Origin of the sequence: Cytobacillus sp. SAFR-174, assembly GCF_051964675.1 — a bacterium.
In the GTDB taxonomy this organism is placed as follows: domain Bacteria; phylum Bacillota; class Bacilli; order Bacillales; family Cytobacillaceae; genus Cytobacillus.
In genome coordinates this window covers 1-14,039 of the sequence record NZ_JBQCMZ010000029.1, presented here as the reverse complement: position 1 = coordinate 14,039, position 14,039 = coordinate 1, and the positions used below count along the sequence as shown (strand labels likewise).

Genomic DNA, 14,039 nt, shown 5'->3' with positions numbered 1-14,039 from the left:
TTTTGAGCAGGAGGGTTTATTAGTGTAAAATGATAGTCGGAAATCAATCCCCAAAGGAGGGGCTTATATATGAAAATGGATAGCAGAAAAATGAAAAATGAATTAGAGCAGCGCTTAGCAAAAGAGAACCGAACTTTCTCTTTTGACAGGGAGAAAGACCAGCTTAGAATAGAAAATAAGGACACTGGAAAAGGAATTACCATCTCTCTGCCTGGCATTATAGCTAAATGGCAGGAGCAAAAGGAAAAAGCGATTGACGAAGTCGTTTATTATGTGGAGGAAGGCCTGGAAGCAATGGTGGAGGATGCTCATTTATCCGGCCATGAAAAAAATATTTTTCCGGTCATTCGATCAACTTCTTTTCCGGGTGAATCACAGGAAGGCATTCCTTTTCTGACAGATGAACATACTGCTGAAACCCGGATCTACTATGCCCTTGACCTCGGTAAAACGTATCGGCTTATTGATGCACAGCTAATGGGAAAAGAGGGATGGGATCCGGAAAGAATTAAAGAAACGGCTCTCTTTAATGTAAGATCTCTCTCGACCGATATGAAATCGGATACTGTAGCAGGCAATACTTTCTATTTCTTAAATAAGAATGATGGATATGATGCAAGCAGGATACTGAATGATTCATTCATTAAAGAAATGAGCAGAAAAGCAGAAGGAACCATGGCAGTGGCAGTCCCGCATCAGGATGTATTAATCATTGCTGATATTAAAAATGAAACAGGCTATGACGTTCTCGCCCAGATGACAATGAGTTTCTTTGCGAGCGGCAGAGTGCCCATCACTTCCCTATCATTTCTATACGAGAATGGAGAGTTTGAACCAATATTTATTTTGGGTAAGAATAAAAAGAAATAGCTTTTAAAGGCCACATCAATGTGGTCTTTTTTATTGGCTGTTTTCGCAAGGTTTGTTGCTAATTGTATATTATTTACTGAGTTGATTGGAGCGGAAGGTGCGAGATCCTCTAAAATGCCTTCGCATTTTCTTCGTGCGGTGTTTACTCAAGGAAGCTTTTTCAAAGTCCTGCGGGAGTAGCGGGACAGGTGAGACCCCGCAGACGTGCAGCGTCGAGGATGCTCACCGCCCGCCCCGCGGTTCGCTGAGCATCCTGGAGCGGAAATCAACGGACAACATTACAGGTGATAATAAAACGATTTATACGAAAAAACTTTTTTATTAAAACTTGCCGACCCATCCTGAAAAAAGGTATTAAACCCCCAGGAGAGGTAAACTATTTTCGAAATATATAACAATCAATTATTTCTATTAGTATTGCGAAAAAAGTCAGCTGTCTGTACAAATGAATTATTAACCTTTCCTGAGTCGAAAGTATGTCTGCAGCTCTTCGTTTGTTTGTAAATTTACCCATTCTGTCTTTAAAAGGACTCATTCTCGGATTTCTTATTCAAAATCTGTGAATAACTGCTAAAATAATAGAGATAGTCTAACAAAGTTTTTGATAGAAAGAGTTGATATAAATGAGCTGGATTAAGAAACTGTTCCATATGTTTAAAGATAATGATGAAGAATATGAAGAATTTGAAGATCATGCGGATGAGCGAAACCAAGAGAAACAGCCTGCTTCTCAAAGTACAAAAGAAAGTTCAAGAGATGTAGATGCGAAAGTAGTTTATCAATATCCTAAAGGTCAATTCCGTTTTCCGGTCATACCTGACCATGAAGCAGCACGGGAAAATAAGAGGCAGCAAAAGCAGGAGCATACACGCGGGCAGACGGTTAAGGAAACACCTGAAAAACGGCAGCCAAGGGTAAGGGAAACGGAGCGGCAGAGAAAACCAAAACCAGCAGATTCTCCATTTCATGAAAAAAGGGTGCCCCGTTCTGCAGAAAGGGAGCGGCAAAAAAAGACTGTGCCATCACCTGCAAGTGAAGAAAAAATCCTGACCCGCAACGAAAGAGAGGCTGCCAATAAGAAAAGGCCTTTCCAGCCAACAGAAATTCCATCCCCGATATATGGGTTTAAGAGACCGGGTTCAAACACTCCTAAGGATCAATCAGGGAACGGGGAACAGGAAAATAACCGCAGGGAAATTACATACGATGAGGTTATGCGCAAAATTCAGCAGAAGCCTCAAAATGGGCCGAAGATGACTGCTGATGATTCGCCAAAAGAAAGAAAAACCGTCATTACTGATAAGCTGGAAGCTTTCCAGGGACAGGCTGCTGCATTGGAAAAAGAGGAACCGGCAGCAAAAAAATATAAAATAGGTGAAGCATCTGAATTAATGTTTGAAGTTCCGGAGGAAAACCAGGAAAAAGAACCCTGTGAAGTGGAAACACATGCAGCATGGGACGATGAGCTGGAACCTGTCATTCATCCTGGTTCTTCCAAATCAGCCGGCAATAAGTTTTCAAACCATGAAGAGTGCATTGATCATGAGAAAAAATCTGAAGTCAGCAGATCGCTCGCAAATATGATTGAAGAGGCTCTTCATGAAGAAGAAACAGAAGAAGAAACAGAAGAATACACAGAAGACACAGCAGAACTTTCCGGACAGGATGATTTGAATTCTAATGCGATCCCAGAACCAGAGGCTGAAGAGGTCCCAGACGAAAGTCAATTAATCCAGGATATAAACATAGAATCAGAGAATGAAGAGATGTCAAATCCAGTGCAGGAAAGGAATGTTCAAGAAGAAAAGCCTTCTTCCAGAGGGTCAATCCCATTCAACGTCATTATGCTGAACAATGACAGAAAAAAATTGAACCAGCAGGGGAAAGTATCAAATCCGGCTGATGAAAAAAAAAATAATATCGCGATGTTTCCATCTGAAAGCATCCAGCAGTCTGCTGCTTCAGCAGAAAGAATTGAGGATTACTCGACTTCACCGGAATCGGACAGGATGAAGGAACAGCAGATATATCAGACGGAAGATGACATTTCGTATTATCAATTCCCTTCGCGGACATTACTGACACCGCCGGTAATCATGGATGAAGAATCTGATTGGCTTTACGAACAGGAACAGATGCTAAACTCCACCCTGCAGAATTTCAATGTCAGGGCCAGGGTTGTCAATGTTACGCAGGGACCTTCTGTCACAAGATTTGAAGTGCAGCCTGAACCGGGGGTCAAGGTGAATAAAATCACGAACCTCTCGGATGATATCAAGCTTAGTCTGGCTGCAAGGGATATTAGGATTGAAGCACCAATTCCAGGAAAGCATACAATCGGCATTGAGGTTCCAAATCAGAGCAGCCGCCCGGTATTTATCAGTGAGATCATAAACACCCCGGAGTTCCAGAATGGAAGCTCCCCATTGACGGCTGTGCTTGGACTTGATATCTCAGGAAAGCCGATTGTGACGGATTTAAGGAAAATGCCCCACGGTTTAATTGCCGGTGCAACGGGATCAGGAAAGAGCGTCTGTATCAACACGATCCTGGTAAGCCTTTTGTATAAGGCGAGTCCGGATGAATTAAAGCTTCTCCTGATTGACCCGAAAATGGTTGAACTTGCACCATATAATCGAATCCCTCATTTAGTCAGCCCGGTTATTACCGATGTAAAAGCAGCAACAGCTGCCCTGAAGTGGGCTGTAGAGGAAATGGAACGGAGATATGAATTATTTGCCCATGCCGGTGTGCGGGATATAAACCGTTTTAATGAGCTGGCTGAAGAGCATCAGCAATACTCAGATAAGCTTCCATTTATGGTCATTGTGATTGATGAGCTGGCAGATCTGATGATGATGGCGCCGGCCGATGTGGAAGAAGCCATTTGCCGGATAGCACAGAAAGCCCGGGCATGCGGAATGCATCTGATTATCGCAACCCAGCGGCCATCCGTAGATGTTATTACCGGCTTAATAAAAGCAAATGTGCCAACAAGGATTGCATTCTCTGTGTCATCCCAAATTGATTCAAGAACAATCATCGATATAAGCGGAGCGGAAAAGCTCCTGGGCCGGGGAGATATGCTTTTCCTTGAAAATGGATCCTCAAAGCCGGTCAGACTCCAGGGGACATTTGTTTCAGACAAAGAAATTGATGATGTCGTAGCCCATGTACGCAGGGAACAAGAACCTGATTACTTATTTGAGCAGGAAGAGCTTTTGAAAAAAGCCCAAGCCATTGAAGAAGAGGATGAACTGTTTTTTGAAGCATGCGAGTTTGTTGTTGATCAGGGCTCAGCTTCCACTTCAAGTCTGCAAAGAAGATTTAAAATAGGCTATAATAGGGCAGCCAGGCTGATTGATATGATGGAAAAGCAAGGGTTCATTTCAGAAAATAGAGGCAGCAAACCGAGGGATGTCCTTATTACTGCGGCTGATCTTGAATCCATACAAGACACTAGTACATTAAATTAATCCATGGTATTCTTTACTTGCATGTTTAAAATAATATGAATAACTACTACGATAACGAAGAAAGCATTCATAAGCCGGCGTCCTGCCGGCTTAGGGGCCTGCTCCTTGCAACGCCAAGTCTGCAGGCAAGCCTGCTTTCTTTCATGTTTGTAAGGAGCTTGGGATGAAAGAGATTGAAATGAAGGTTAAGGGAGAAATAAAGCGTCTGACAAACCAGACTTTTAAATTTGATGAACGTGTAAGAGATGGCTGGTTTTCAGCGGTTTACTTCCTAAAGACCAGAGAAATTGTTAAGAAATATCACGTTGATAAAATTGTAACTATGCAGTTTTTTCAAAAGAGTCATGCCGTTCTATGCGGTACGGATGAAGTCATTGCGCTGTTAAAAACATTTGCGGACCGTCCGGATGATCTGGAGATCCATTCATTAAAAGATGGTGACAAGATTTCACCCTTTGAAACAGTAATGACCATAACAGGAAGATATCAGGATTTCGGCTATCTCGAAGGAATCATTGACGGCATATTGGCCAGAAGAACTTCGGTTGCCACAAATGTCTATAATGTGGTAAAAGCAGCAGGAGTTTCCGGTGTTCAAAAACAGGTCATCTTCATGGGGGACCGGGATGATCACTATACCACCCAGGCAGGTGATGGATATGCAGCCTATATTGGGGGAGCAACAGCCCAGGCTACTCATGCGATGAACGAATGGTGGGGCAAAAAGGGCATGGGGACGATGCCGCATGCGCTGATTCAGATGTTTGAGGGAGATATCGTCGCGGCTGCTGAAGCTTATCAGGATACATTTCCTGAAGACGATTTAGTTGCTCTGGTAGATTATAACAATGATGCAATAATTGATTCCCTGAAAGTCGCAAGGGCTTTTGGCGATGAGCTTAAAGGTGTCCGGGTTGACACATCCAGAACGATGATTGATCAATATTTCTTAAGAAATCAGCATATCCTGGGAACATTTGACCCGCGTGGAGTCAATGCTGAACTGATTTTTGCTCTAAGAAAAGCGCTTGATGACGAAGGCTTCGGCCATGTGAAGATTGTGGTGAGCGGAGGCTTCACCGAATCCCGAATCCGTGATTTTGAAGAAAAGGGTGTTCCAGTTGATACTTATGGTGTGGGAAGCAGCCTTCTTAAGATCACCATTGGGTTCACGGGAGATAATGTGATGATAGACGGAAAGCACGCAGCCAAGGCAGGCCGCCGTTACCGCCCCAACCCCCGCCTTGAAAAAGTTGAATAACAGAGCAATACTTTTAAATGGATATGGAGGGCTCACTTCCGGTTTTGCATCCTTCTCGTAAAGCTGAACAGCTCCAGGGCGGGAATAGAGAGCCTTCCTGATATCCAATGGTTTATATGTAATGTTTAGGGAATAAATAGCTGGCAATACGTTACATAGTTTTTAAAATCGATTAATGATATAATGTTTCAATACATTAAAGTGTAAGTTTATCGCAGTCTAACGGGCAGTAAGACCCCCACTTCAAGACTCAGAGGAATCAAAGGAGGATAAGTGGGGATCAAACTGCCCGTAAAGGCCCGATTGGTGAGATACAGTGAAACTTGCCGATGCGCAGGCAGAGGCTTAGTTGAACCAATCGGGTTCGTAGTGTCGATTGATCGAAGCGCTAGCGGAGATCTTAGCGACACTAGAACGCGACTAACAATCAGTGGGGGATAAGGAAAACCCCCACTGATTGAAGTTTCACTTTATATAAATAATAGCGAAACAGCATAGCAGCACAGTCACGGAAGCATGTCTTCTCAGGGGATATGCGCAAAACTAGATATATGTCATATACTGTTTTACAGATATACGATGGTTGGAGGTTCTTTATATGACTATTTACCATTTCGTAGGTATTAAGGGGTCCGGAATGAGTGCATTGGCACAAGTTCTGCATGATATGAACTATCAGGTTCAAGGCTCCGATTTTGAGAAACACTTTTTTACACAGGTGGCACTTGAAAATTCCGGAATAAAGATCCTTCCCTTTCAAAAGGAAAATATACAGCCGGGCATGACGGTAATCGCCGGGAATGCATATCCGGACACGCATGAAGAGATTGAGGAAGCAATGAAGCTTGGCTTGCCTGTTGTGCGCTATCACCGCTTTTTAGGTGATTTTATGAAGAATTTCACAAGCATTGCAGTGACAGGAGCACATGGAAAAACATCCACTACAGGCTTGCTTGCACATGTTATGAGAGGTGCAAAACCAACTTCATTCCTTATTGGAGACGGTACGGGCAAAGGGGACGAAGAAGCTGAGTATTTTGTTTTTGAAGCTTGCGAATACAGAAGACACTTCCTTTCTTACTACCCGGATTATGCGATAATGACGAACATCGATTTCGACCACCCTGACTACTTTGCCAATGTTGAAGATGTTTTCTCTGCTTTTCAGGAGATGTCTTGGCAAGTGAATAAGGGCATTTTTGCATGCGGTGATGACGAACAGCTGCAAAAAATACAGGCTAAAGTGCCTGTCGTATTTTACGGTTTCGGAGAAGAAAATGATTTCCAGGCACGCAATGTAGTAAAGACGACTGAAGGGACAACATTTGACGTTTTTGTCCGCAATACCTTCTATGAGACGTTTTCAATTGCCGCCTATGGAGATCATAACGTCCTGAACTCTTTAGCTGTCATCGCTTTATGTCATTATGAAGAGATTGATGCGAAAATTGTTCAGGAACAGCTTCTTTCCTTTGAAGGGGTAAAAAGAAGATTTTCCGAGAAGAAAGTGGGCTCTCAAGTAATTATTGATGATTATGCCCACCATCCGACAGAAATTAAGGCAACTGTAGAAGCTGCCAGACAAAAGTATCCTGAAAAGGAAGTTGTCGCGGTTTTCCAGCCTCATACCTTTACGAGGACTCAGGCATTTCTTGAGGATTTTGCATCAAGCCTCAATTTGGCTGACAAGGTTTATCTATGTGAAATCTTTGGCTCTGCCCGGGAAAACCATGGAAAACTCACGATCAATGATCTAAAGGATAAAATTCCTAATGCACAAATTTTAAATGAGGAAGAAACAGCTATCCTAAGAAATCATGAAGAAAGTGTAATTATGTTTATGGGTGCCGGAGATATCCAAAAGTTCCAGCAGGCATACGAAAACCAAATATAATTTATAAAAAAGGATGCTCCGCTCAGGAAGCATCCTTTTTTACATAGACTTGTAACTCCTATTTTAAGTTCTCTGGATTTAATGCTTCCAGTTCAGCAATGACGAATCGCCCGTCTTTACGGATTAATACATTATCAAAATAGATTTCACCGCCGCCATAGTCAGGGCGCTGGATGTTGACCATATCCCAGTGGATATTGGATTTATTGCCATTATACGCTTCGTCATAGCATTGTCCCGGTGTGAAGTGGAAGCTTCCATCAATCTTCTCATCGAACAGAATATCCTGCATCGGATGGAGAATGTACGGGTTAACCCCAATGGCGAATTCACCTATATAGCGCGCACCTTCATCCGTATCAAAGATTTTATTGATGCGTTCACTGTCATTGGCTTCCGCTTCAACAATTTTACCGTCTTTAAATGTCAGCTTGACATTTTCGAATGTAAAACCATGGTATGGAGATGGTGTGTTATAAGTGATAACGCCGTTCACAGACTCACGTACAGGGGCAGTATAAACCTCTCCATCAGGAATATTCATCTGGCCGGAGCACTTGATTGCCGGAATATCCTTAATCGAGAAGGACAGATCTGTGCCAGGGCCGGTGATCCGGACTTTATCGGTTTTATTCATTAATTCGACAAGGCTGTCCATCGCTTTATCCATCTTGCCGTAATCCAAGTTGCATACATCAAAGTAGAAATCTTCAAATGCCTCTGTGCTCATTTTAGCAAGCTGAGCCATGGAGGAATTTGGATAGCGCAGGACTACCCACTTCGTTTTTGGCACGCGAATTTCTCTATGTACTTTTTGTCCTATTGTTGAACCATGGATTTTCATTTTATCATCCGGCACATCAGCCTGCTCGTTGATGTTATCTCCGGAGCGAAGTCCTATGTATGCATCCATTTTGCTCATAACATTTGCTTCAAATTCAGCCATCATATTGAATTGCTCTTCTTGTGCTCCTAAAAGCAGGGAACGATCCACCTGATGATCTTTTAAGGAGACAAAAGGGTATCCTCCAGCAGCGTATGCCTCCTTAACCAGTGCCGTCACTAATTCCTTCTGCAGTCCAAAATTTTCAATAAGGATCTTCTCGCCTTTCTGGAGACGGACTGAATAGTTGATCAAATTTTTGGCGAGTTTTTCAATACGGGGATTTTTCATGGATATATACCTCCATTAAATTTATTTTTCCGACAACTCTTATTGTAACCGAAATGAATGGTTTTGTTTAACCTTTTCCAATTATGCTAATATTTACTTTAACAGATGAAAATACCCGAATGAGAAGGAATTTGCACTTTACAAGTGGAATCTATTAATGTACTCCTGGTTTAGAGGCAGTGCATCTGGGTAAAAAGTTAGTATACAGACAACCGGAGGTGTAGGAATTGGAAATAATTTTATACTTAAGTGTAGCAGTCATTGCTATTGCATTCCTTGTTTTGGTCATTTATTTGGCAAAAACATTAAAATCCTTGCAAGGTACATTAGATAACGTTTCACACACATTAGCAGGCCTTGAAAGGCAATTAGACGGTGTTACGAAGGAAACTACAGTCCTTCTCCACAAAACAAATTCACTGGCAACAGATATTCAGCAGAAGTCTGAGAATCTGAACAGTGTCGTAACTGCGGTAAAAGAAGTTGGTGACTCTGTCCGCAAATTTAATGGATCCATTCAGAAAATCACATCTTCTGTTAACACTCAGCTTGAACAGAATAAAGATAAAATCTCACAGGTGGTTCAGTGGAGCAATGTTCTCCTTGAAATCAAGGATAAGTGGAAAATGAGAAAAGAAGACCCTTATCAGTACAATGTCGGCGAGAAACAAATGCTTCCGCCCGAACGCCAGAGAGAAAGAGCACGATACTAGAATTAAAGGAGGAAAAAGGAGAATGAATAGCCAAGACCGTACTCAATTTGATTCAAACCAGGTAAAAACTGAGGAAAATATCAATACGAAGGATTTTGTGATTGGTGCTCTTATAGGAGGAATGGTTGGCGCAGCTACAGCTTTGTTCCTGGCTCCAAAATCAGGAAAAGAGCTTCAAAGTGATTTAAGCGAAAAAGCGGCCATCCTGAAAGAAAAATCAGGTCAGTACCGAGAAACAGCTATGACAAAAGGAACTGAACTGGCAAATGCTGCAAAAGAGAAAACAAATGTGTTAACTCAAACAGTGACCAAGCAATCCAATGAGCTTGTAAATAAAGTGAAAAACTTAAAAGACTATCAAAATGGACAAGCTCCTGCAAACGGCACAGCTGAAGAAGAGGGAGCAGCTATCAATGATGAAACATTCCAAGTTGAAGGAAACGCTCCAGTCAATGATGCGGAAATACAAATGAAACTGGAAGAAACGAAAAAGGCTTTTGACGAAACCGAGCAAAAGTATAACTAAACTATTTGTTTAAACAACGGTGAAGTGGTACGATAACTTCACCGTTGTTTAATTTTAGGAGGAGAGAAGAATGAAAAAATTTGATAGTCATGAAGCATTCAATCAAGCGGTAGAGTCAGGAGAGCAGCTGCTGCTTTTAAAACACAGCTCCACATGCCCGGTGAGCGGTGCAGCATATGAAGAATATGAAAGCTTTGTGAAAGAGAATAAAGATGTTAATGCTTATTATTTAGTTGTTCAGGAGGACCGCCCTTTGTCCAATCACATTGCAGAAGCTTTTCATATTAAACATGAGTCGCCTCAGGCAATTCTGTTTAATAATGGAGATGTTGTATGGCATGCATCACATTGGAAGATTACATATGACTCCCTTTTGAATGCAGTGAAGGAAAACAGCTAAAACCCATCCAATCGGATGGGTTTTTAATTTTTAGCTCTGTTTAATAGTTGAATGCTTATTATTTATGGCAGGCCACACAATTTTAAGGTGATCACCAGGCTCTACTGATTCATGAAAAGATGTTTGTTCCCCATTTTTCAAAAGGATGAAGCCGCCGGAAGAGGAAGCAGGCATATCGACATTAACATGACTGAATATATCCTGAAAAATAAAGGGGGATCTTGGTTTTTTCAGGATTGTTATCGCATCTCCAGCAGAAATCACGTCATCTTCGGTGAGTACAGCGCCTTCTCTCTGAAATTCGAGTATTCCCCTGGACAGCTCTATTTTCTTGCTGTTAAAAATGACAGGGATGCTCTCCTGAAGTTTCAGCTGCTTAATATCTGCTAATTCCTTTACGGTCAGAGTATTTCCTTTTTCAATGCGAAGATTGTCACCATCATCTACGATGCTGTGGCAATTAACCTCAAGGCCGTTTTTATAAAGCTTTCCGGAATGGCGCGGCAGAAAAGTCTCTTTTTCGTTAATGCTGATTCGAAAAGGCTTCAGCTCGTTTAATAAATTATTTAGATTTAAAATTGTTAAGATTTCTTCAACAGTTTCCGGTACTGTGCACACCACTTTATCCCGATCAGCAAGAGTCTGCTCGAGCGGGGCAACTTTTTCATTACAGGTAATGGCAGGGTGAATTGTATACTGTTTTCCGTTAATAGTGATAGTCTTTTCCGGGACTTCATCTATTAAATCCTTAATGCAAACTTCAGCAGGCAATCCGTCATGCCCTTTTGAAACGGTTATGCTATCCCCTGATTTGATTTCTTCATCTAAAGCACTTGGGATGTTGTTGCGAGTGATGACTGGAGCTTCTCCATGGCTTCCCGGAATCGTAATGCTTTGCCCGTTTAAATTGATAATCATGGCAAGGCCGGGCTTCCCGTAAAGCTTATTCATTTTAATGCCTGCTGCCAGCATACAATCCCCGACTGTCAGGTTTTTTACCTCAAATAGCCGGACAGGCTGATCGTTGACGTAAACAGTACAATATTGAACCGGCGCTTTTTTAGCGGCAATCGCAATTCCTATTGGGGTGACTAATTCAGGGCCCTGGTCTGTATAATCCGGTAAATGCAGCCCGCTGATAGCATCAATCCCTCTAATTGCAACTCTATTTGCCGGAAGGCCCAATCTGTTCGCTATCCTTTCAGGCAATCCGGGTGTTAAGCTCCCGCCGCCTGCCAGCATGACGGCTTTTGGCGGCCTGTTATTCAGCCGCACTATTTCTTCGCAGATGGAATTTGTCAAACGTTCCAGTGCTGGAGATATTTTTTCAATTGTCTCTTCTCTGCTGATTTCTGATTGGAAGCCGAGAATATCGGTGACAGTAATCGTATCGGATACGTGCAAGTCTCTTTTTGCCTTTTCTGCTAGAGGGAAGTCCAGCAGAAGCTGGTCACTAATGGCTTCGGTGATCTCATCACCTGCTACAGGGACCATTCCAAATGCAGTAACTGTCCCCAAATCTGTTATGGCAATATCGGATGTTCCGGCACCGATATCAACAAGTGCCACATTCAGCCTTCTCATTGAAGGCGGGATCAGGACATTAATAGCCGCGATTGGCTCCAGTGTTAAGGCTTCCATTTCCAGGCCAGCCCTTTGAAGAGCTGAGATGAGTGACTCCACTACAACCTTTGGCAGAAAGGTAGCAATGATTTCTACAGATGCTTCATCCCCCTGCTGATCAATCAGACTGCCGATTTCCTCTCCATCAAGGTGGTAGTATAAAACCGAATATCCAACACAATAGTAATAATAGCTTTTTTCAGCTGCCTGCTTTTCTGCTGCGATTGCCTGTGCCTGCTGAACCGCACTTAATTCAAGGTGAATTATATCCTGTTTTTGCATCATCGGTTTGCCTTTAATGGTGATCGATGTTTTAGATCTTTCTGTTTTTAAAGCCCTGCCAGCTGCTGCTACACAAACTTTATTTAATGGGCCGTGTTTCACTTCAAGTTCATCTCTTATTTCTGCTATAATTTTCGAAACAGCCGGAACATCATGGATCTGGCCATCGAGCATGGCCCTTTCTGCATGCTCCTTAATCACGATGTCTTTCACATGGTATTTGCCGCCGTCTTCCTCAAGAATAATTCCGACCACCGTGCGAGTGCCGATATCCAGTGCAAAAAGCTTTTTTTGTTCGTCCAAAGCAATACACCTTCTTTTGAATTGTCATAGAATGCTTAATTATGCCTTTATATTGCTTTATTACTTAAAAGCGTTTAATTAATAAAGAAATTTTTCGTGACATGTCTGAATAATTCATATATAATAACCCTAATTATAAAAAATGTATCATATATCGAGGGGCCGTAAAAGAGGAAGATGGAAATACTTAACTCGTGCTTAGGGTGCGGGCTTTGTGTATACATCCTGAAAATTCAAAACGGCTTAAATTGAGATTCGAAAGGAAGGGACAGGAAATGAGCAATAATGAACTGGATAAACTTCGTGATCGAGTGGATGAGCTGAATCTTCAGCTTTTATCTTTGATCAATGAAAGAGCTGAACTTGTTCAAGAAATTGGAAGAGTAAAGGAAACACAAGGGGTTTATCGTTATGATCCTGTCCGGGAACGCAAAATGCTGGACTTAATAAAAGAGCATAATGACGGTCCTTTTGAAAATTCAACAATTGAGCATATGTTCAAGGAAATATTTAAAGCAGGTCTTGAACTTCAAAAAGATGATCATAGAAAAGCGCTTCTTGTTTCACGCAAAAAGAAGCCTGAAAACACAATTGTGGACTTGAAAGGTGAAAAAGTAGGAGATGGCAATCCTCATCTTGTTTTTGGTCCATGTGCAGTTGAATCATATGAGCAGGTAGCAACTGTTGCTGAAGCTGTAAAAGCGAAAGGGCTTAAACTTCTTCGCGGAGGAGCATATAAACCAAGAACTTCTCCATATGATTTTCAGGGTCTTGGCCTTGAAGGCCTGAAGATTTTAAAAAGAGTGGCAGATGAATACGATCTGGCAGTTATTTCTGAAATTGTAAGCCCTAATGATATTGAAACAGCTGTAAATTATATTGATGTCATTCAAATCGGTGCAAGAAACATGCAAAACTTCGAGCTATTAAAAGCAGCGGGTGCTGTAAATAAGCCAGTTCTTTTAAAGCGCGGGATTGCAGCTACAATTGAAGAATTCATTAATGCAGCGGAATACATCATGTCCCAGGGAAATGGACAGATCATCCTGTGTGAGCGGGGAATCCGCACCTACGAACGGGCAACACGCAATACACTGGATATTTCAGCAGTGCCAATCCTTAAGCAGGAAACACATTTGCCTGTACTGGTTGACGTTACACATTCAACAGGCCGCAGAGATTTGCTTCTTCCGGCAGCAAAAGCAGCGCTGGCAATCGGCGCAGATGGTGTAATGGCAGAAGTTCATCCTGACCCGGCTGTTGCCCTTTCAGATTCAGCACAACAAATGGACTTAAATCAATTTGATCATTTTATGTCTGAACTGCAATCTTCAGCATTGCTGAAAGTGTGATCATCGAATAAGAGCCGTTCGCGCATTCTGATTCGGCATCCACGGAACTATTCAATATACGGAGAGCCTTCTGCTAATGGCAGAGGGCTCTTTTTGTGTGCCAGGCATGTTCATTAACTTGGCGGTGAAAGTCCGCTATGGGCGTTGGGATATGCGAACCATTAG

General features: G+C 42.2%; 10 protein-coding genes. 8 read left to right on the top strand and 2 right to left on the bottom strand.

Annotated elements, in window-relative coordinates:
* Positions 1-69 precede the first annotated feature (69 nt).
* The 4 genes from ACTHRG_RS21350 (at position 70) to murC (ending at position 7,501) form a co-directional block, all read left to right on the top strand.
* On the top strand, positions 70-870 hold the full coding sequence (locus tag ACTHRG_RS21350; protein ID WP_076261941.1) for a DUF1444 domain-containing protein: 801 nt from the start codon (positions 70-72) through the stop codon (positions 868-870).
* A 623-nt stretch (positions 871-1,493) separates the two neighbouring features.
* Entirely contained in the window at positions 1,494-4,346 is a 2,853-nt protein-coding gene (locus tag ACTHRG_RS21345) for a DNA translocase FtsK (protein WP_440231931.1), read from the top strand.
* A 163-nt stretch (positions 4,347-4,509) separates the two neighbouring features.
* Positions 4,510-5,607, top strand: a complete 1,098-nt coding sequence (locus tag ACTHRG_RS21340) for a nicotinate phosphoribosyltransferase (RefSeq protein WP_076261947.1) — start codon at positions 4,510-4,512, stop codon at positions 5,605-5,607.
* Between the two features lie 598 nt (positions 5,608-6,205).
* A complete protein-coding gene (gene murC, locus ACTHRG_RS21335) occupies positions 6,206-7,501 on the top strand; it encodes a UDP-N-acetylmuramate--L-alanine ligase (protein ID WP_076261949.1) in 1,296 nt (431 codons plus the stop codon).
* A 58-nt stretch (positions 7,502-7,559) separates the two neighbouring features.
* Here the strand turns inward: murC and ACTHRG_RS21330 are convergent, their stop codons facing one another.
* The gene (locus ACTHRG_RS21330; RefSeq protein ID WP_440231928.1) at positions 7,560-8,675 is read right to left on the bottom strand and encodes an aminopeptidase; all 1,116 of its coding nucleotides are present in this window, start codon (positions 8,673-8,675) and stop codon (positions 7,560-7,562) included.
* Positions 8,676-8,902: 227 nt separating this feature from the next.
* Between ACTHRG_RS21330 and ACTHRG_RS21325 the strand changes: the two genes are divergently transcribed.
* From ACTHRG_RS21325 to ytxJ, 3 genes are all read left to right on the top strand, one after another.
* Positions 8,903-9,388, top strand: coding sequence for a DUF948 domain-containing protein (locus tag ACTHRG_RS21325; RefSeq protein ID WP_035330351.1), 486 nt, complete (start codon positions 8,903-8,905; stop codon positions 9,386-9,388).
* A 22-nt stretch (positions 9,389-9,410) separates the two neighbouring features.
* Positions 9,411-9,914 (top strand): YtxH domain-containing protein, encoded by a 504-nt coding sequence (locus ACTHRG_RS21320; RefSeq protein ID WP_440231925.1) that lies wholly within the window; start codon positions 9,411-9,413, stop codon positions 9,912-9,914.
* A gap of 70 nt (positions 9,915-9,984) precedes the next feature.
* Positions 9,985-10,314: a bacillithiol system redox-active protein YtxJ gene (gene ytxJ / locus ACTHRG_RS21315; RefSeq protein WP_440231923.1), complete on the top strand. Its 330-nt coding sequence runs from the start codon at positions 9,985-9,987 to the stop codon at positions 10,312-10,314.
* A gap of 30 nt (positions 10,315-10,344) precedes the next feature.
* Here ytxJ and pilM read toward each other — a convergent pair whose 3' ends face one another.
* Complete coding sequence (gene pilM, locus ACTHRG_RS21310; protein ID WP_076261957.1) at positions 10,345-12,522, bottom strand: cell division protein FtsA; 2,178 nt, start codon at positions 12,520-12,522, stop codon at positions 10,345-10,347.
* Between the two features lie 275 nt (positions 12,523-12,797).
* Here pilM and ACTHRG_RS21305 point away from each other — a divergent pair, with 275 nt between their 5' ends.
* Positions 12,798-13,874 carry a bifunctional 3-deoxy-7-phosphoheptulonate synthase/chorismate mutase gene (locus ACTHRG_RS21305; RefSeq protein WP_076261985.1) on the top strand — a complete coding sequence of 359 codons (1,077 nt, stop codon included), beginning with the start codon at positions 12,798-12,800 and terminating at the stop codon, positions 13,872-13,874.
* The last annotated feature ends 165 nt before the right edge of the window (positions 13,875-14,039 follow it).